17 protein-coding genes are annotated in these 19,291 nt (G+C 66.2%); 7 read left to right on the forward strand and 10 right to left on the reverse strand.

From position 1 onward, the window contains the following. Positions 1–366 precede the first annotated feature (366 nt). Positions 367–609: a DUF1127 domain-containing protein gene (locus tag ACFFWD_RS37110; protein WP_376974165.1), complete on the reverse strand. Its 243-nt coding sequence runs from the start codon at positions 607–609 to the stop codon at positions 367–369. A gap of 163 nt (positions 610–772) precedes the next feature. On the opposite strand from ACFFWD_RS37110, the gene ACFFWD_RS37115 reads away from it, so the two are divergent. Further along, positions 773–2,407, forward strand: a complete 1,635-nt coding sequence (locus ACFFWD_RS37115) for a winged helix-turn-helix domain-containing tetratricopeptide repeat protein (protein ID WP_376974167.1) — start codon at positions 773–775, stop codon at positions 2,405–2,407. A gap of 53 nt (positions 2,408–2,460) precedes the next feature. On the opposite strand, the gene ACFFWD_RS37120 is transcribed toward ACFFWD_RS37115, so the two are convergent. Both ACFFWD_RS37120 and ACFFWD_RS37125 read right to left on the reverse strand, forming a co-directional pair. After that, a complete protein-coding gene (locus ACFFWD_RS37120; RefSeq protein ID WP_376974169.1) occupies positions 2,461–2,673 on the reverse strand; it encodes a hypothetical protein in 213 nt (70 codons plus the stop codon). Between the two features lie 668 nt (positions 2,674–3,341). Then, positions 3,342–4,784, reverse strand: coding sequence for a helix-turn-helix domain-containing protein (locus ACFFWD_RS37125; RefSeq protein ID WP_376974171.1), 1,443 nt, complete (start codon positions 4,782–4,784; stop codon positions 3,342–3,344). A gap of 207 nt (positions 4,785–4,991) precedes the next feature. Here ACFFWD_RS37125 and ACFFWD_RS37130 point away from each other — a divergent pair, with 207 nt between their 5' ends. The 3 genes from ACFFWD_RS37130 (at position 4,992) to ACFFWD_RS37140 (ending at position 6,737) form a co-directional block, all read left to right on the forward strand. After that, the gene (locus ACFFWD_RS37130; RefSeq protein ID WP_376974173.1) at positions 4,992–5,201 is read left to right on the forward strand and encodes a DUF4170 domain-containing protein; all 210 of its coding nucleotides are present in this window, start codon (positions 4,992–4,994) and stop codon (positions 5,199–5,201) included. A gap of 194 nt (positions 5,202–5,395) precedes the next feature. Beyond that, positions 5,396–5,965: a hypothetical protein gene (locus tag ACFFWD_RS37135; RefSeq protein ID WP_376974175.1), complete on the forward strand. Its 570-nt coding sequence runs from the start codon at positions 5,396–5,398 to the stop codon at positions 5,963–5,965. A gap of 22 nt (positions 5,966–5,987) precedes the next feature. Further along, a complete protein-coding gene (locus tag ACFFWD_RS37140; protein WP_376974177.1) occupies positions 5,988–6,737 on the forward strand; it encodes a glycine-rich domain-containing protein in 750 nt (249 codons plus the stop codon). On the opposite strand, the gene ACFFWD_RS37145 is transcribed toward ACFFWD_RS37140, so the two are convergent. Further along, the gene (locus tag ACFFWD_RS37145; protein ID WP_376974179.1) at positions 6,734–7,621 is read right to left on the reverse strand and encodes a metallophosphoesterase family protein; all 888 of its coding nucleotides are present in this window, start codon (positions 7,619–7,621) and stop codon (positions 6,734–6,736) included. The two genes, ACFFWD_RS37140 and ACFFWD_RS37145, sit on opposite strands and share 4 nt — an antisense overlap. A 135-nt stretch (positions 7,622–7,756) precedes the next feature. Between ACFFWD_RS37145 and ACFFWD_RS37150 the strand changes: the two genes are divergently transcribed. The 3 genes from ACFFWD_RS37150 to ACFFWD_RS37160 all read left to right on the forward strand — a co-directional run bounded on the left by ACFFWD_RS37150 (position 7,757) and on the right by ACFFWD_RS37160 (position 9,339). After that, positions 7,757–8,245: an NUDIX domain-containing protein gene (locus ACFFWD_RS37150; RefSeq protein WP_376974181.1), complete on the forward strand. Its 489-nt coding sequence runs from the start codon at positions 7,757–7,759 to the stop codon at positions 8,243–8,245. Positions 8,246–8,381: 136 nt separating this feature from the next. Beyond that, positions 8,382–8,894 carry a GNAT family N-acetyltransferase gene (locus ACFFWD_RS37155; protein ID WP_376974183.1) on the forward strand — a complete coding sequence of 171 codons (513 nt, stop codon included), beginning with the start codon at positions 8,382–8,384 and terminating at the stop codon, positions 8,892–8,894. Positions 8,895–9,021: 127 nt separating this feature from the next. Beyond that, the gene (locus tag ACFFWD_RS37160) at positions 9,022–9,339 is read left to right on the forward strand and encodes an EthD family reductase (RefSeq protein WP_376974185.1); all 318 of its coding nucleotides are present in this window, start codon (positions 9,022–9,024) and stop codon (positions 9,337–9,339) included. A gap of 65 nt (positions 9,340–9,404) precedes the next feature. On the opposite strand, the gene ACFFWD_RS37165 is transcribed toward ACFFWD_RS37160, so the two are convergent. The 6 genes from ACFFWD_RS37165 to ACFFWD_RS37190 form a co-directional block, all read right to left on the reverse strand. Then, complete coding sequence (locus ACFFWD_RS37165; RefSeq protein WP_376974187.1) at positions 9,405–11,783, reverse strand: TonB-dependent receptor; 2,379 nt, start codon at positions 11,781–11,783, stop codon at positions 9,405–9,407. Between the two features lie 111 nt (positions 11,784–11,894). Next, on the reverse strand, positions 11,895–12,317 hold the full coding sequence (locus tag ACFFWD_RS37170) for a DUF2946 family protein (RefSeq protein ID WP_376974189.1): 423 nt from the start codon (positions 12,315–12,317) through the stop codon (positions 11,895–11,897). 150 nt (positions 12,318–12,467) lie between these two features. Continuing rightward, a complete protein-coding gene (locus ACFFWD_RS37175; protein WP_376974191.1) occupies positions 12,468–14,531 on the reverse strand; it encodes a hypothetical protein in 2,064 nt (687 codons plus the stop codon). A 1-nt stretch (position 14,532) separates the two neighbouring features. Then, positions 14,533–17,334, reverse strand: a complete 2,802-nt coding sequence (locus ACFFWD_RS37180; protein WP_376974255.1) for a DUF4159 domain-containing protein — start codon at positions 17,332–17,334, stop codon at positions 14,533–14,535. Then, positions 17,334–18,275, reverse strand: coding sequence for a DUF58 domain-containing protein (locus ACFFWD_RS37185; RefSeq protein WP_376974193.1), 942 nt, complete (start codon positions 18,273–18,275; stop codon positions 17,334–17,336). Before ACFFWD_RS37185 ends, ACFFWD_RS37180 begins: the two co-directional genes overlap by 1 nt. Further along, a complete protein-coding gene (locus ACFFWD_RS37190; protein ID WP_376974195.1) occupies positions 18,275–19,279 on the reverse strand; it encodes an AAA family ATPase in 1,005 nt (334 codons plus the stop codon). Before ACFFWD_RS37190 ends, ACFFWD_RS37185 begins: the two co-directional genes overlap by 1 nt. Between the last annotated feature and the right edge of the window lie 12 nt (positions 19,280–19,291).

The raw sequence follows: 19,291 nt of genomic DNA on the forward strand, positions 1-19,291 counted from the left end.
ACCTCGCCGCCGCGGGCTATCCTGCACTTAGATCGAGATGACGATCCGATGGTTCTCTGCCTTTCGAGCCGGGCGTCATGGTGAAGGCCGACCTGCCGGCTCTGACGAAGGTCATCAGTGCTGCCGCCATGGCTTGCCGACAAGATGGAGTAAGAAGCCAGGAGGTCCGGCGCAACCGGCTCGCCAGACCGGACGGGGCAGCCGTCTTCGGCCGCAGCCAGTATTCCTCATACCAGTCAGGCTGGACCCGAAATGCGCCTACTGTCTGTTCGCTATTCTCGAGAGGAGTCTTTCGTGCTGGCATGACACAGCCTCTTCGCAATGTGATGCTGATGGCGGACGTTTGCCGAAGCCGGGCACCTCTGTTCATGGAGGATAGACGGCGCCCCGCGGGTCGACGGCGCGATGGGAGGCGACGTAGTCGATCTCACCGCGCGCAATGCCGATGTCCCGGAGTTCCTGGTCACTCAGATTGCTAAGGCACTGCCGTAGGCGCACGCGTTCCTGCCAATCCAGAAACGCGGCCCAGCACCGGCTGACGACGGCAAAGCGCGGACGTGCCGGCGCAATCGCATGCGGCGATCCAACCACATTGTAGGGCGTATCCATTGGATATCTCCCGACGGCTTTTCCTCTGCATCAAGGTGGCAGGACGTCGGAAGGACTGCTTGACATATCGCTTACATTTTCCTCACCGGCGCCTTATTCTTTCCACGCCAGCCTGTGCGAAGGCGCCCTCGGGCGAGCGGCCGGGCATTTGGAGAATGGTGCCTTGCGCTATTTCTTCGAAGATTATTCGTTGGATACCGAGCGGCGCGAGCTGCGACGTGGGCCTGAGATTGTCCCGACAACGCGACAGGTTTTCGCGCTGCTCGATTACTTGATCCGCAACAGGGATCGCGTCGTCAGCAAAGACGATCTTGTCGACGCGATCTGGGACGGACGCATCGTTTCCGATGGGGCACTGACGACGCGCCTGAACGCTGCCCGACACGCGATCGCCGATTCCGGGCAAGAGCAACGCCTGATCAAGACGCTGCCGCGACAAGGCTTCCGCTTCGTGGGCGTAGTGCAACTGGCGCAGGAATCGCCGGCTGATTCGCCAGCCATTGCTCTGGACGGGAAGGACGTAAGCCGTCTCGCTCGCCCGGAATGGCCGCCCCGCCGCGAGATCCGGAACGAGCTGGACGCGCCGTCCGGCGCTCCAGGCAACATGCCGTCCGTCGCGGTGCTGCCCTTTGCCAATCTGTCGGGGGACAAGGAGCAGGACTATTTCAGCGATGGGATCACCGAAGACATCATCACCGAGCTGTCACGGTTCTCGGAGCTGTTCGTCATCGCCCGCAATTCGTCCTTTACGTACAAGGGCAAGGCCGTCGACATCCGTCAGATCGGTCGGGAGCTTGATGTGCGCTACCTGCTCGAAGGCAGTATTCGGCGCGACGGAGAGCGGGTTCGGATCACGGCGCAGCTGATCGATGTCCTGACCGGAGGGCATCGCTGGGCCGAGCGCTACGATCGCGAGCTGAAGGACATCTTTGCGGTCCAGGAGGACGTGGCGCGCACCATTGTCGCTGTGCTCGCCGACCACGTGTATGTGGCGGAGCTCGAGCATGCCAAATGCAAGCCGACGGAGAATCCGGGCGCCTACGATCTCTATCTTCGAGGAATGGCGGAAGCTTACAAGTGGACGAGAGAGGGGAATGAAGCGGCACTCCGCCTGTTCTACAGGGCCATTGAACTTGATCCCGAATTCCCGACGCCTTACGGCGCCGCGGCGATGCGTCTCAGCACGCGCATGGGGTTCGGCTGGATCGTCGATCCTGATCAGGAGGTCGCTGAAGTCAGGAGACTGGCCCGCCGGGTGATGCAGCTGGGCAAGAACGACGCGATCGCATTCGTGCACATCGGGCACTCGTTGGCCTATGTCGCCAAAGACCTCGTCGACGGCGTCGCCTTGATTGATCGCGCGCTGGCCCTGAACCCGAACCTCGGAGCCTCGTGGGCACATAGCGGCTGGTCGCGACTGTGGCTCGGGGAGGCAGACCTGGCCATCGAGCACTTTGGACGTGCCATGCGGCTGAGCCCCGTCGATCCGGGCAAGTTCTGGCCGCAGGAAGGGACAGCCCATGCTCATTTCTTTGCCGGCCGCTACGACGAAGCATTCGGGTGGGCGGCGATGGCGTTGCGGAGCCGGCCGGACAGCCACGCCGCGCTGCGTATCGGTGCCGCGAGCGGCGTGCTTGCCGGACGCTGCGACGAGGCAAGGAGACTGGTAACGCGATTGCACGAGGTCGACCCGGCGCTACGCCCTTCGACTTTGAACAGCGTGTTAGGTCCGTACCGGAAACTCGACGACGTGGCGAAGTACGCGGATGCGCTACGACGGGCGGGTCTGCCCGATTGATGGCCGCGATGTCGTTGGAGGGCGGTGGTCGATGGTTGCCGCGAGAGCGGTGGTTAGCGCTCCATCGCCTTGCGCAGTTGGGCCTCATAGTGATCGGCCAGCGCACCGAGGGCGCCAACGGCATCGCCTCGAAACGACGAGCCGTGCATCAGCGCAAGCGTGGTCGGCTTCGCCTCCGCAAGCGCCGATATGTCAGCAGCCTTGTCCGAGTTCTCGATCGCGGCAAAGTTTCTGATTTTCGGAATTTTACTTGACGCGCACCCCAAATCAGCACTAGGACTCCGCCTGTCTCACCCGCTTGAGGGGCGCTTCGCGATCGTCACGAGTGTTGGGTCGAGATGCGGTGGACGCTAAGCGCGCAACTGACGAGTGCGGGCAACGCGGACGGTGAAGTCGTGTGGTCCTGACGCCCCAGTGGCTGGTGTCTCCTCGCAAGGCGCGAAACGTCCTTGCGAAGACGGTGGCAAACAAGCCAGGTCTCGCCGGGGAGAGCACGAAATAAGCTGTAAAACCATCGCGCAGGGAAAGCCGGAGTCTCCGGTTTCACCTGTGGTCCTACCCCGGTGCTTTTTGTTGCACAGGGCCCATGGGTGCGATCGGCACCCGGCTTTCCCTGCGCCCTCTGCGCTTCAAGGAGGGCGGAACGAGACGCAAAACTCGGGCGAAGCGCGCCGCGAGACTGCGGACGCGCATCCGCTGTTTGACAATTGAATCGGAAATCTCACCCCGTCATTGCGAGGCGCGCAGCGCCGCGGCAATCCATTGCCTCCGCAAGCTGCGACATGGATTGCTTTGCTTCGCTCGCAATGACGGTTACGGTTGTGGAAGGACCGTAGGGTGGGCAAAGCGTCAGCGTGCCCACCATTGCAAGCGCGCCGTGGATGGTGGGTGCGGCGCGAAGTGCGCGTTTGCCGACCCTACGACAAGACCTTCCTCACAATTCCCGCGCATTCGAGAACGCGAACGACGACACCCGCCGCGTGTTCTCATCGAGGATCAGGCTGCGCGTGATTGGTGGCTCGGCGCGCTGGCTGCAATTCTCGCGCTCGCAGAGCCGGCAGTTGACGCCGATCGGGGTCCCCTCGACCTTCTCGAGATCGATGCCGGCGGCGTAGACCAGCTTCGACGCGTGGCGGATCTCGCAGCCGAGGCTGATCGCAAAGCGCGGTTGCGGCTGCGGATAGGGCGCCACCGGGCGGCGCACCGTCTGCGCGATCGAGAAGTAGCGCGTGCCGTCGGGCAGCTCGATCACCTGGCTGAGCAGCCGGTCGGGCATGTCGAAGGTCGAATGCACGTTCCAGAGCGGGCAGGTGCCGCCGAATTTGGAGAACGGGAAGGTGCCGGACGAGAAGCGCTTCGAGACGTTGCCGGCATTGTCGACGCGCAGCATGAAGAACGGCACGCCACGCGCATTCGGCCGCTGCAGGGTGGTGAGGCGATGGCAGACCTGCTCGAAGCCCGCGTTGAAGCGCTGCGCCAGCACATGCACGTCGTAGCTCAGCGCTTCCGCCGCGGAATGGAAGGCCGGGTAGGGCATCATCGCGGCGGCCGCAAAATAGTTGGCGAGCGTGATGCGGTAGAGCCTGCGGGCGGTGTCCTCGAGCGGACCGGCGCGGCCGACGATGGCGTCGATGCTGCCGCCGCATTCGACAAACCCGAGCTGCTGTGCGAGCTGAAAGATACGGCCGGGCCCGTCGACCAGTTCGGACAGCAGAAGCTGCCGGCGATGGCGGTCGAAGCGGCGCAGCGTCTCGCGCATCACGTCGACCGGCATGATGCGGGTGACGATCGAATGTTTTTCGCGCAGGCGGGTGGCGAGCGCCGCAAACAGCGCTTCCGCCGGCACGTTGATCTCGTCGCGCAGGTTTTCCGCCGCGGTCTCGAGTTCCGGGAAATAATTGCGGTTGGCCTCGATCAGGTCGCGCACCCGCTCGATCGGGTTGGCCTCGAACTGCGAGCCCTCGCGGTTGGCCATTTGCGCGGCCACCAGCGTCTCGCCGCGGCGCGCTTCGGTGTAGGCGGCGTAGAGCCGCTGCAAGGCATGGGTTACGCCGGGGCAGAGCTCGGCGAGGTCGCGCAGCTCCTGCTTCGGCAGCTCGATCTGGCGGAACAGGGGATCGGAGAAGATCTCATTCAACTCGGCGAAGAAGCGGTCCTCGTCGGCGGTGGCGAGGTCGCGCAGATCGAGGTCGTAGGTCTCGGCGAGCCTGAGCAGGATCTGCGCCGTCACCGGGCGCTGGTTGCGCTCGATCAGGTTGATGTAGGAGGGCGAAATCCCGAGCCCCTCGGCGATCTGGGTCTGCGACAGCCCCAGTTGCTGGCGGATCCGCCGGAAGCGGGGGCCGACGAACAGCTTCTTTCCGGACGCAGAGGGCATGGCAGCCTTCCTGACCTATCTTGTGACAAAATTTACAAATCGACATTTATTACAAGTCCATATGTTACATGACATCACCATTCAAAAACAAGCCATCTGTACGAGCTTCGCTTTTTCGCGTTTAGCTTCCGACGCGAGTTTCGCGATACACTGTCAAGAATGTCGATGGCTGGGCAGAGGCAGCCCGATTTCGAGAGGAGACTGACAATGACCACAGGCAGCAATTTCTGGGTGATCGGCGGCGAGTTCGGTTCGATGAACTTCCACAAGCTCGTGGAAGGCTCTGCCCAGGTCAAAGGCCCGTTCAAGACCCGCAAGGAAGCCGAGGATTGCTGGCGCGAGGTCTCGGAAGAGAACCGCCACAAGGCCGGCGTTCGCTTCTCGATCGTGGAGGAGCCGTCGCGGGTTTCGGCCTGACGGCCGGCGATCAATCAAGAAACGTCCAAGGACAGGCGGCCTCATCCGGTTTCATCCGGGTGGGGCCGTCTGATTTCGGGACAGGCTTCGTGCCGTGCCCTGGGGATAAGTCCTTGAGAGCAAACGGCCTTTGCGAGGATCATGGTTGCTGATAGGTTAACATCGAAAAAACCGTCAGCACGAGGCCGTGATCGATGTCAGACCCGCACAACACCGGCAACGAGGCGCGCGATCTGCGGCCGACGCTGCGTGATGCGCTGCGGCGGGCGCGGATCGAGGCGGCCGATCGCACCGGCGTCGTCGTCGAGTTGCGCGATGCCGAGGTGGCGCGGCTCGAGATCCTCAACGACGCGCTCGATCCGCTGTTCGCGCAGGTGCCGGAGAAGGTCGACCTGTTCGACCGCGGCATCAGCCAGGGCGAGACGCCGCGGCTGTGGATCGACGTGGTCGCCCACGTCCTGATGGGGCGCGACAAGCGGATCTATCGCTTGGTGCAGGACACGCGGTTCGGCCGCACCGTGCTCGCCGAATCGCACGACGTGCCCGTCATCGTCGATGCCGTCACCGATTATGTCGCGCGGCGGATGATCGAGCGCGAGCATGCGATGGTCGCAACCCCGCTGCCCGCGCCGCCGGCGGCGGAGCCGCCGCCGCTGGAAGCGCCGAAGCGTCGCGGTGGGCTCGGCATGTTCGTGCTCGGCTTCGTCATGGGCGCGCTGGCGCTGTTCGGCCTCGCGCTGTTCGCAAGCTTGCGGAATCTCTAGCCGCCAGGGGCGCGGGGGCATCGTGGTTGTCGCATCCGCCTCGGCCTTCCTGGGTATCGCATTGGTTGCGGCCGTGTTCGGCGGCGCCATCCTGTTCGGCAAATGGCAGACGCTGCGGCGCGCCGAATTCATCCGCACCTTCCAGTGGCCGCGGGGCCTGCTGGAGCGGCTGGAGAAGCGTCATCCGGGATTTGCCCGCAAGGACAGCGCGCTGGTGTCGCGGGGCTTGCGGCAGTTCTTCCTCGCCTATCTGATGAGCGGCAAGCGCTACGTCGCGATGCCGTCGCAGGTCGCCGACGACCTCTGGCACGAGTTCATCCTCTACACCCGCGACTATGACGCGTTCTGCCGCCGCGCCTTCGGCGGCTTCCTGCATCACACGCCCGCCGTCGTTTTGGTGAAGGAGCGCCGCCAGAGCAACGAGGGGCTGCGGCGGGTGTGGTGGTACTGCTGCAAATACGAGAACATCGATCCGGTCAGGCCGACGCGGCTGCCGCTGTTGTTTGCGCTCGACAGCAAGCTCGATATCGCGAATGGCTTCGTCTATCACCCGGACTGCGAGGCGCTGCGGCGCAACGGCGGCGGTGGCGCCTATTGCGGCGGCGATTTCTCCGACACATCGATCGACGGCTCGTCCGCCGGCTTCGGTGATGCCGGCAGCGACGGCGGCCATGGCGGCGATGGCGGTGGCCACGGCAGCGGCGACGGAGGAGGCGGTGGCGGTGGTGGTGGCAGCTGCGGTGGTGGTTGCGGCGGTGGCGGCGGAGATTAGGCCAGCCGTACCTCGCGCAGTTCGCGAATGCCGTCGTGATCGCCGAAGCCGCGCACGATCTGCTTGCAGCGCCACGCATTGCCGTCGCGCTCGATCGAGAACAGGTTGTAGGCCGCGGCCGGATAGTGCTTGCGCGCCAGCGCCGACGCCGACGGCACGCCGATCGCGGGGATCTTGCGGTCGGGCCCGTCGAACCACATCGTCGAATGAATATGATCGTGGCCGTGCAGCACCAGCTCGACGCCGTGCCGCTTGAGCAGCGCGCGCAGCTTGTGCGAATCAGTCAGCCCCTTGGCGCGTCCGTCGGAGTGCAGCGGGTGATGCACCAGCAGGACGCGGAAGAGATCCTCACCCGACAATTGCGCAAGGATGCGCTCCAGCGCTTCGAGCTGCGCGTGGCCGAGCCAGCCCGTCGCCATCAAGGGCGGGGTCGGCACCGCCGAGGAGACGCCGATCAGCGCCACCGGTCCGCGCCGGCGCACGAACGGGAACGCGACCGGCGCATCATCGACGTCGCCGCGCAGATAGTCGCCGAAGATGCCGACAAAGCGGTGTCGGGTTGCGCGCACATAGGCGTCGTGATTGCCCGGCACGACGGTCACGTCGGTCGAGCGGCCGACGCCCTCGAGCCATTCCCTGGCCGGATTGAACTCGGCATCGAGCGCAAGGTTGACGAGGTCGCCGGTGACGGCGACATGGTCCGGCTGCTGCGCCTGCATGTCCGAGACCAAAGCATCGAGCACGTCGCGGCGGTGATATTTGTAGCGGTTGCGGGTCCAGTTGAGGTAGCCGAAGGCACGCTTGCCGGCGAGATCGCGCAGCCGCGCCGCCGGCAGCGGCGGCAGATGCGGGTCGGACAGATGCGCAAGGCGGAACGCCGCCATCATTTGGTCCCGTTCGGATTGCCTGTGAAAAGTGGCCGCCACAGGGGCATGTCGTGCTATCCCGAAAGTCCTGCCCTGTATTGGCAAGAGGTGCGCGTCCGCGCAAGGATCAAACATAATGAAGTTGAGGGTTCAGTGACGGTCCTGCAGGATTTGCGCAAGCGGCTCGAGCCGCGGATCAGGCGGGTCATGCATCTCTATTGGCGCCTGGCCCGCGGCATGACGCTCGGGGTGCGCGCCGTCGTGCTCGACGCCGACAACAAGGTGTTCCTGGTCAAGCACAGCTATATCTCCGGCTGGTACCTGCCGGGCGGCGGGGTCGAGGTCGGCGAGGGCTTCCTCGATGCGCTGCGACGGGAGTTGGTCGAGGAGGGCCGGATCGAGTTTGCCGGCGTACCTCCGCTGCACGGCATATTCTTCAACAGCCATGTCTCGCCCCGCGACCATGTCGCGGTCTATGTCGTCAGAAATTTTCGCCAGGACCGGCTGCCGGAGCCGAACCATGAGATCGTGGCCAGCGGCTTCTTCGATCCGGCGGCGTTGCCTGACGAGACCACCCCGGGGACGCGGCTGCGGATTGCGGAGGTGCTCGACGGCAAGCCGCTGACCACGACATGGCGTTGATCGCGGATGGCTTCGAGGGACGGTGCGCCGCCACGCAGTCGCTGGACGCCGTTCGCCGGCTGCAGCAAGAAAGCTGCGGCTCGGGCCCGCAGGACAATGGACCGCGCGCCCGTCAGGTGCTATCCCGCGCCTCACGATGAGCGATCTCTCCCTGACCATTCTGCCCGAAACCCCGAAAGACGCGCAGGCGATCGAGCGGCTGCACGAGCGCACCTTCGGCCCCGGCCGTTTCGTGCTGAGCGCCTACCGGATACGCGAGCATGTCGATCACCTGCTCGACGTCTCGTTCACGGCGCGGATCGGCACGCTTCTGGTGGGTTCGGTGCGGCAACTGCCGATCTGCATCGGCGATACGCCGGCGCTGATGCTCGGACCGCTCACGGTCGAGCCGCCGTTCCGCAGCCGCGGCGTCGGGCGCGCGCTGCTCGACCGCGCGCTGAATGACGCAAAGGTGAAGGGACATCGCCTGATCGTGCTGGTCGGCGATGAGCCCTATTACGGGCGCGTCGGCTTCAAGGCGATCCCGAAGGGACGGGTGACCATGCCCGGCCCGGTCGATCACAGCAGGCTGCTGGTGTTGGAATTGGTCGAGGGTGCGTTCGACGGCGTTTCCGGACCGATTCAGCCTGACTGGAGCAAGGCGCTCTAGCACCCTTCATCTCGCGGCCCGGTCGGAACCTGTCGCTGCGCTGTTGCCTGCCCGCCAAAACTGAAGCACAGTCGGCGTGCAGCGCTGGAGTGCAACCGGCGCACCTCACATCAAAAGGGAGAGCGCCGTGATCAAGGTCAGTGTTATGTATCCGAACAATCCGAGTGCGCGCTTCGACCACGACTATTATCGCGACAAGCACATGCCGCTCGTGAAGGCACGCATGGGCGATGCCTGCAAGTTCTACACCGTGGACAAGGGCTTGGCCGGCGGCGCGCCGGGCGCTCCCGCGACCTATGTCGGCATGTGCCACATCTATTGCGATACGGTCGAGGCGTTCCAGTCGGGATTCGGACCGCACGCCAAGGAGATCCTGGCTGACATCCCGAACTACACCGACCTGCAGCCGGTGATCCAGATCAGCGAGGTCGTCGTCGGACAGTAACGGCAGCGGGCGCACTCTCTCTGCCGTGAACGGCAGAGAGAGACGCTTACGTTGGACTTCTGGTTCTAGAACTTGAGGTTCGCAAACGCCCGCACGCCGATCCCCGGCAGCAGCACCTCGTCCTTGGTGTAGGACACGGAGTTGCGGATGTTCTGGTTGAGCAGATTGTTGCCGACCAGGCCGACCGTCATCTCGCGCGCACCGAACCACGACGAATTGAGCTTGGTGTTGTAGCTGATCTCCGCCTTCAAGAGATTGTAGCCCGCAGTCGGCGTCTCGCCGATCACCGCGATGTTGTTCTGCGCGAACGCGTGCAGCAGGTTGACGCGGGCGAACCAGTTGTTGTCGCGCCAGTACAGCCCGCCGCCGAGCCGCACCGGTGGGATGCGCGGCACGTTGGTGCCGTCGGTGAAGGTGGCACGCACCACGTCGAACTGGTTCTCGATGCCCCAGATGCCGCCGTTGAGCGGCCCGATATCGAGCTGGCTCTGGAATTCGGCGCCGCGGAAGTTGGCGTTGCGCTGGGAGTAGACCGCCTGCCGCAGCTCGTTGCCGGGATCGCCGTTGCCGCAGGAGTCGAAGGCGCTACCGCACATCACGCCGGTCAGCCGCCGAAAGATGAAGTTGTCGAAGTGGGTGTAGTAGGCGGTGGCCTCGAACCGGAACGGTCCGGTCGCCTTGCGCAAGCCGATCTCGACCGATTTTGCCGTCTCGATCGTCAGGTTCGGATCGCCGATATCGAAGGTCGCGGTCGCGTCGTGCCCGCCGCGCGAGAACAGCTCGGCCGGCTTCGGCGCGCGCTCGACATATTGCGCGGTGATGCTGCCCACGAGGTCGCCGGGCAGATTCTGGATCAGCCCGATGCTGCCGCTGGCCGGCGTGTAGGACGGGTTGCGCGACACGGCGGCCTGCGTGGCGCCATTCGGCAGAAAATCCGCCGGGAAGTCCGGCGTCGCGCCATGGAGCTCGACATGCTCGATGCGGCCGGCGATTTGCGCCTTCGTCGTATCCGTGAACTTGAACTCGTTGAAGACGTAGCCCGCGACGCGGTTGTTGTTGTTCGGATTCCACAGCCCGTTGAACACCGTGCCGGGATTGTCGGGGCTCGGCGCGGTCAGCTCCTGGTGGCCGGCCTGCAGGCCGAACGCGGTGGTTACCGTCGCGAAGCGCGCGTTGAACGGCATCATCTGCACCTCGACGCGGGCCTCCTGCTCCTTGTTGGTGAAGGTCTGCCTGATGCCGTCGCTCGACAGGTCGGCCGGATCGGCAAGGCCGAGTTCGTTGTGGCGATAGTCGGTCGCGCCGAGCCAGAACCGCACCGCATCGATCGCCGCGGCATCGGGCCGGTATTCGCCCTTGGCGGTGATCTTGGTCTGGTGCGCATCGATCCGCGTCTGGTGATCGGCGCCGTCGATGCCGGGGATGTGGTAGAGCGTGTCGTTCTGCGTGATCGCAGCGCCGATATAGCCGCCCTGGAAGAAATAGGACGCGCCGACCGAGGCACCGTCAGATCGGGTCGCGGAGTTTGGCTGGCGGCCGTTCACCGGGCGCGTCTGGTCGAACAGATATGGATAGCTTGGAATGCTGTAATCGCCGGTCGTGCGGCCATAGACGTCGGCATGCACGGCGACGTTATTGCCGCCGGCATCGAGCAGCATGCCGCCTTCGACGCCGCGATCGACCGAACTGACCGCCGTGCGCGTCTCGACATTCAGGCAGGACGTGCTTTGCGCGTTGGCGAGCGGAGCCTTTGCCGGCAACCCATAGGTCTGGAACGGCGCGGCCGCGCAGGTCGGCATCGCCTCCGGAATCCGGTTGTTGGTGGCGCTGACGATGCCGCCGATCGAGGTCGAGCCGTAGCGCAGCGCAGCGGGGCCGCGCACCACCTCGACCTGGTTGGTCGCGAGCGGATCGATCGGCACGAAGTGGTCTTCGCCGAGATCGGAGACGCCGCCACCGCCGGTGCCGTTCTCGACGATGCCGACGCGGTTGACGTCAAGGCCGCGGATGATCGGCCGGCTGGACGCACCCGGCGCAAAGCTCGAGCCGGTGATGCCCGGTTTGGAGAACAGGAGATCGCCGAGCGTGGCGCCGCCCTCGCGCCGCAGCTCCTCGTTCGGCACGACGGTCACGGTTGCGAACTGGTCGGTGACGACGGGCAGGACGCCCTGTTGTGGCGCAGGCGCGGCCGGCGCCGGTTGTGTTTCCGCCGCGCGCTCGCGATCGCGGCCGGGTGCTGCACGCGCGACGTTGGTCGGCGTGCGCGTCGGCACGGCGCGATGTCGCCGGATCGGGCTTGGTGCCGTCACGGTGACTTCCGGGAGTTGCGCCGAGGGGGCGGGGGCCGGCGCCGGATCGTCGGCCATCGCGCCACCATTCATCGCGCACAGCAACAGCCAGCTTGCGCCTCCGGCAAGGAATGTTCGTTTCTTCTGAAGTGTCATTGTTCCGATCCTGATTCCGCCGAAAACGACGGATCGATTCTGATTTCGCCTGTGGGGAAGCGGCCGCGCATGACGCGGCCGTTCCCTCGCGGGCACAGCGATCAATCGATGTCAGGAGAGCGGAGGTGCGCGGGAGCGAAACGCAGATGGCGCCGCCTTCAGGTGAAGGAATTCGGCGTCGGTGGCACGGCGAAGAAGTTCGACGGCTTCGGGTAGCAGCAGCACCGGCGGCGCCGCGAACAGCAGGCTGCCCGCGAGCGAGATGACGGTGCAGATCGCGCAATTATCGGCCGGGTGCCGGTCGTTGTCGTGACGGGCGGGCGGCTGCGTGTGGGTGACCTCGATCGCGAGGTCCGGCGTCGCCGAGGTCCCGACATAGGCGAGATCGGTCAGCGACAGGCCAGTCTGCGCTGCCGGTGCCGCCTGCGCGACCGCCAGCGAATGGAAGTGCCCGAACGACAGCACGAACTGGACGGCCAGCGCGAACAGCGCCAGCCGCGAGCCAGTCTTGATGTGCTTCCGGAACCACTTCATGCCTGACGACGCCCGCCCTCAGGACGGCGTCATGACCCCAGCCGTCCCGATGTTACATTATAACATCGGATGGCGATCGCGATGTCAACCGTGGCTCGGATGACCTGCGGTCGATCGGCAGATGGTGTGTGATTGACGCAACGATGCCGGTTATCGTCCCTCGCGCAGCCAGGTAGCGGCAAACGCGCCGAGCAACAGCAAGAGGCCGACCAGGCCGGCGAACATCGGCAGCACGCCGACTCCCTTGACGACGCTGGCGTCGCGCATCTTGACGCCGAGCCAACCGTCGCCGCGGAAAATCGAGGAGGCGCGCACCGGCACCACGCGCGGCATGTCGAGGCTTGATCCATCGACGATGCGCCGTGCGTCGCCGCCGGTCGCCTGCGCCAGCGGCTTCAGCATCTCGGCGGTCGAGGTGACTTCCGAAAATTCCTTCGGATTGGTCGGGCCGACATTGATCAGGGCCTTCAGCGTGCCGTCGGTCGCCTGCCACAAGCCGAGCTCGCTGGCCGGCAACGTCGCGCGCCATTCGCCGGGATCGCCGGCGGTCAGGGTCAGTTCATGCGTCGTGCCGCTCGGTGACGTCACGGTGACCGGCGAGACGGTGTCGGCCATGGTCTGGCGCACCACGACGAGGTCTTTGCCCTGCACCTGCAGGCGCAGCGCCTCTTCGTCCAGATCCGGCTGCTTCATCAGCCAGTGCGACATCCGTCGCAGCAGGTCGAGATGCGGGCCGCCGCCCTCATAGCCGCGCGCCCACAGCCAGATGTGGTCGGAGAGCAGGAGCGCGACGCGACCCTCGCCGAACCGCGACAACAACAGCAGCGGCTTGCCGTCGGCACCGGTCATCACGGGCGCGCCGGCCGCATTGCGGGTATCAACGGTGCGGAAGAAGCGGCTCCAGCGCGGCGGCTCGGAGGCCGAGCCCTCCAGCCCGCGCGTCACCGGATGACGCTTCCCGGCATCGCTGAGATGCGCGTAATAGGGCTTCTCGGTTACGCCCACCGGCTCGGCCGGCAGCACCGAATCCAGCGGCGTGCGCCAGATGCTGGTGGTCGAGGCATAATCGGGCCCGGCGGAGACCAGCACCGCGCCGCCGGAACGCACATAGCGCGCGATGTTGTCGAAATAGGCGATCGGCAGCACGCCCTGGCGGGCGTAGCGGTCGAAGATGATCAGCTGGAATTCGTTGATCTTCTGCTGGAACAGCTCGCGGGTCGGAAACGCGATCAGCGACAGCTCGTTGATCGGCGTACCGTCCTGCTTCTCCGGCGGGCGCAGAATCGTGAAGTGCACGAGGTCGACGCTGGCGTCGGATTTCAGCAGGTTGCGCCAGGTGCGCTCGCCGGAATGCGGCTCGCCCGACACCAGGAGCACGCGCAGCTTGTCGCGCACGCCGTCGATCGCGACCACGGCGCGGTTGTTGACTGGCGTGAGTTCATTCTCGAGCGGAGAAGCCTCGATCTCGACGATGTTCGGACCGGCATGCTTGATATCGATGTCGACGCTGGAGGTCTGGCCGCTGCCCAGCGTTTTCTCGCTGATCACCTCGCCGTCGCGGCGGATCACGACCTTGGCGCGCTCACCGGTGACGCCCTGGTCGTCGAGCCGATAGGTGATGGTCTGGGTCTGGCCGACGATGCCGAAGCGCGGCGCGGCCGAGATCGCGATGCGGCGGTCCCGCTCGTTCTTGTGGCCGGTGATCAGCGCGTGCACCGGCGCCTGGAAGCCGAGCGCCTGCGCATTGGCCGGAATATCATGGACACGCCCGTCGGTGATCAGGAACGCGCCGGCGACACGCTCGATCGGAACGTCGGCCAGCGCCGACGACAACGCGCCGAACAGTTTTGTGCCGTCGGTCTCTCCGTCGGCCTGGCCGGCCTCGACGACGCGGACCTCGAGCCCCTTGATCTTCTTCAGGCTGTCGACGAGGGACTCCTGCGCCTTCGCCGTCTCCTGGTTGCGCGTGCCGAAATTCTGGCTCGGGCTCTTGTCGATCACGACGGCGGCGACCGAGGACAGCGGCTCACGATCCTCGCGGGTGAAGGAGGGATTGGCGAGCGCGAGCAGGATCAGCGCCAGCGCGGCGACACGCACCGCGGCGCCGCGTGCGCGCGACACCAGCAGCAGCGCCGCGATGACGACGATCGCGCCGAGCGCAATCCACAGCACGAGCGAGGGAACCAGCGGAGTGAATGCGATACCGTAGTTCATCTCACTGCCCCAACCGCTCGATCAGCGCCGGTGCGTGCACCTGGTCGGCCTTGTAGTTGCCGGTCAGCGTATACATCACGATGTTGACGCCGGCGCGGAAGGCGAATTCGCGCTGGCGCGGTTCGCCAGGGGTGAGCGGCAGCATCGGCTGGCCATCGGGACGGATTGCCCAGGCTCCGGCGAGATCGTTCGAGGTGATGATGATCGGCGAGACGCCGTCGCCGCCGCGCGCCGGACGCTGCGCGGCCTCGTCGTCGTCCTCGCGCGGCAGCGTCTCGACCCAGGTCTGGCCCGAGTTGAATCGGCCGGGGAAGTCGCGCAGCAGATAGAACGTCTTGGTCAGCACGTGCTCGCGCGGCACCGGCTCGAGCTCCGGCACGTCGAGGGTGGAGAGCAGTTCGCGCAGCGTCTGCATGCCCGGTGTTTGCGAGGCCCCGTTGTCGCCCGGCCCGGCCTCGACCGCGTCGCGGGTGTCGAACACGACGGTGCCGCCCTGCTTCATATAGGCGTCGATCCTGTTGATGGCGTCCTGCGGCGGCTTCGGCGCGCCGGGCACGATCGGCCAGTAGATCAGCGGGAAGAAGGCGAGCTCGTCATGCGCCGGGTCGACGCCGACGGGATCGCCGGCCTCGAGCGCCGTGCGCTGCGCCAGGAACAGCGTCAGCCCGGCCATTCCGGCCTTGACGATGGAATCGACGTCGGCATTGCCGGTCACGACATAGGCAAGGCGGGTCTGCGACACCGACTTGATGGCGAAATCGTCATTGTTCTGCGCGCGCGTTGGCTGCGGCGACATCGCCGCCAGCAGGAAGGCGAGCGCGAGCACGGCGGGCGCCGCGCGCCGCCTGAGCAGCGCGGCAAGGCCGGCGCCGAGCATCGCCACCACGATCGCGTCGATCAGGAACAGCGCGAGCGCGGATGACAGCAGGATGCCGCGCAGGTCGCGCGGCTCGGCATTGGTGTAGCTCGCGCGGCGCGCACGCAGGTTGGAGGTGTCGAGCGGCGCGATGCGATCGGCGGAGGCCAGCGTGTTGACCGCGATCGGGCCCTCGGCCGGGCCGTAGAAGCCGGGCGGATGATCCACCGTGGCGCGATCGAGGTAGTCGGCCGACATCGGCTTGGCGGTCGCGGGCGGCGGGCCGAACGCGCCGAAGCCGTCGAGCGTGCGCAGCGGCGCGACCGTCTCGGTATTTGGTTCGGTCGCGACACCGGGGCCCGGTTTCGAGGTGTAGCCGGACATGTCGACCAGCCGCCGCAGCATCTCGACGAACGTGCCCGACATCGGCAGGTCGGACCAGCGCATGTCGGCGCCGACATGGAACAGGCTGATCACGCCCTTGCCGCGATGCTCGCCGGTCACGAGCGGCGTGCCGTCTTCCAGCGACGCCCAGCTCTTGGTCGCGAGCACGGCATCGGGCTCGGCCAGCACCTGCCGGCTCACGGTGATGTCCTTGGGGACATTCAGTCCGGAGAACGGGCCGTCGGCGGTAAATGAGGCCATGTGCTGCGGCTTCTCCCAGGTCAGGCTGCCGCCGAGCGTGCGGCCGCCCTTGCGCAGCTTGACCGGCACGAGGTCGTCATCGGCTTGCGCGAGGCGGGGACCGGCGAAGCGCACCAGCACGCCGCCTTGGTCGATCCAGGCGTTCAGACGCTCGCGGATCTCCGGCGACAGCGTGCCGACATCGGCCATCACGATCATCGGCAGCCGCTGATCGAGGAACTGGGCGATCACCTGCTGTGGCGCGCCGCGATCGCCTAAGCGGACATCGGCGAAGGGCTGCAAGGCGCGGGAGAGATAGAAGGTCGAGGCGAGCAGCGGCTGCGCGGTGTCGCTGGTTGCGCCGGAGACGACGCCGATGGCGCGGCGGCGCCAGCGCTTGTCGAGCAGCTGCACCGCGCCGGCCGAACGCTCGCCGGCGATTTCGAGCCGCGCAATGTCGTTGCGCAGCTCGACCGGAAGATCGAAGGCGGCTTCGGTCTCACGCTCCTGCGGGCCGAAGGCGTAACGTGCCTCGCCGATCGGCGAGCCCTTGGCATCGATCGCCCGCACCGTGCCCCCTGCGATTCCGCTCGCGGTGCGCAACACCTTCACGGTCATCTTCGCAGCCGCATTTTCGGCCGCGACCAGCGCCTGCGCCGAAGGCGCGCCGCCCTCAAAGATCGTCAGGTTGCGATCTTCGATCACCTTGCCGAGACCTTCCGCGAATTCGGCCCCGCGCCCGGTGTCGACGCCATCCGACAGCCAGGCGATCTCGCAATCCCCTGTTGATTTAAGGAACCGTCCGAGCGTCGCAAGGGTCTCGACCCGGTCGATCGAATAGGGTTTCGGCGCGAACTGGCGCAGCGCGACCCGCGCCGTGCCGGCCGGCATCAGCGTGATGTCGCGCGTAGGCTCTGACAGCGGCACCAGCGCGACCCCGCGACGGTCATTGTCGGCGTTGGCGATCAATTCGTCCGCGGCCTTGACCCGCGCGTCCCAGCTCGAGGCGGCGCTCCAGCCGTCGTCGAGCAGGATCACCAGCGGCGCCTTGCCGGCGGCGACGCCGGTTTGCGGATTCCAGATCGGACCGGCGGCGGCGAGGATGACGAGCGCGGCGGCGGCGAGCCGCAGCAGCGTCAGCCACCACGGCGTGCGCGACGGCGTCTCTTCCTTCGGCGCGATCTCGAACAACAGCCGCGTCGGCGGGAATTCGATCCGCCGCGGCCGCGGCGGCATCACGCGCAACAGCCACCACAGCACCGGCAGGCTCACTAGTCCCAACAGCAGCATCGGCTCGGCGAAGGAGAGCGGCAGGCCCGCGATCATGCGCTTCGTCCCACTTTGACCGTCGCGCGGCCGCTGCCCTTGCTCACCATCATGCCGGCGTGCAGGAACAACAACAGCTCGGCCGCCGAGCGGCTCGTGGTGTGGGTGGAGAACAGCCAGTCGAGCCGGTTGGTCTCGTCGCGGATCTGGTCGCGGTGCAGCGCGACGCGCGCGACATAGTCACTCGCCCAGCTCTCGGCGCGGCCCGCGGTGATGACGCCTGCGCCCTCGGGCTCGACGAATTCGATGCGGCCGGAATAGGGGAAGGTCTCCTCGGCGGGATCCACGACCTGGACCAGCGTGCCATGCGCGCCGGAGGAGGACAGCCCGGCCAGCATGGACGTGATCTCCGAGATCGGCGACCAGAAATCCGACAGCACGACGACTTCGGCGAGCGACGACGGCACGAAGGACGGCGGCAGGCTCGCGCGCGTCTTGTCGTCGTGCAACATCGCTTCCACCATCTTGTCGATCACGTTGAGGCTTGCGGTCGGGTTCATCAGGCCGGGAATGCCGACGCGTTCGCCGCCCGAGACCAGGAGCTCGGCAAGCGCGAAGGCAACGATCAGGGTGCGCTCGAGCTTGCTGTCGCGCGCCTGCCGCGACGCAAACGCCATCGAAGGCGAGCGGTCCGGCCAGATCCACACGGTGTGCGCGGCCTCCCATTCCTGCTCGCGGACATAGAGATGGTCGTCGCGTGCCGAGCGACGCCAGTCGACGCGCTGCGACGGCTCGCCGGAGACGAAGCGGCGGTATTGCCAAAAATTCTCGCCCGAGCCGGCGCGGCGGCGGCCGTGCAGGCCATGGATCACGTTGGCGGCGACACGGCGGGCTTCAAGCACCAGACGCGGCAGCGACGCGGCGAGCGTTCGGCTTTCGCCATCAGCACGTCGTACAGCCAGGATCTCCTCGTTCAAGTGCCTGTCGTCTGCGGCCATCAACCGATCCGCGTCTTCAATTGCCTGATCACGTCAGGAATGGTGCGCCCCTCGGCGCGCGCCGAGAAGGTCAGCGCCATGCGGTGCTTGAGCACGGGCTCGGCGAGATCGAGCACGTCGTCGATCGACGGCGCAAGCCGTCCGTCGAGCAGCGCGCGGGCGCGCACCGCGAGCATCAGCGACTGGCTCGCGCGGGGACCCGGTCCCCAGGCGATCAGCTTGCCGGCTTCGCCGCCCTCGGGGCCGGGGCGCGCAGCGCGGACCAGCGACAGGATTGCCTCCACCACGGAATCGCCGACCGGCAGGCGACGCACCAGCCGCTGCGCGGCGACCAGCGTCTCGGCGTCCATCGACGCCTTCGCCAGCGTCTCTTCAGCGCCGGTGGTTTCGAATAGGATGCGCCGCTCGGCGTCGCGATCGGGATAGTCGACGTCGATCTCCATCAGGAAGCGATCGAGCTGGGCCTCGGGGAGCGGATAGGTGCCTTCCTGCTCCAGCGGGTTTTGCGTGGCGAGCACATGGAACGGCTTCGGCAAATCATGCCGCGCGCCGGCCACCGTGATGTGCTGCTCCTGCATGGCCTGCAGCAGCGCCGACTGCGTGCGCGGGCTCGCGCGGTTGATCTCGTCGGCCATCAAAAGCTGCGCGAACACCGGACCTGCGATGAAGCGGAACGAGCGCTTGCCGGTGGTGCTCTCGTCGAGCACTTCGGCGCCGAGGATGTCCGAGGGCATCAGGTCCGGCGTGAACTGGATGCGCTTGGCATCAAGCCCGAGCGTGATGCCGAGCGTTTCGACCAGCTTCGTCTTGGCGAGGCCGGGCACGCCGATCAACAGTGCATGGCCGCCGGACAGGATCGTCACCAGGGTGTTTTCGATCACCCGGTCCTGCCCGAAAATGACGGTGGAAATCGCCTCCTTGGCGGCGCGGATCTGGCCCGAGACCTGCTCGGCCGAACGGACGATCACATCCTCCAGTTTCTCGACGCTGTCTGCACCTGCCATTCGGTCAGCTCC

Origin of the sequence: Bradyrhizobium erythrophlei, from assembly GCF_042430365.1 — a bacterium.
GTDB lineage: Bacteria > Pseudomonadota > Alphaproteobacteria > Rhizobiales > Xanthobacteraceae > Bradyrhizobium > Bradyrhizobium erythrophlei.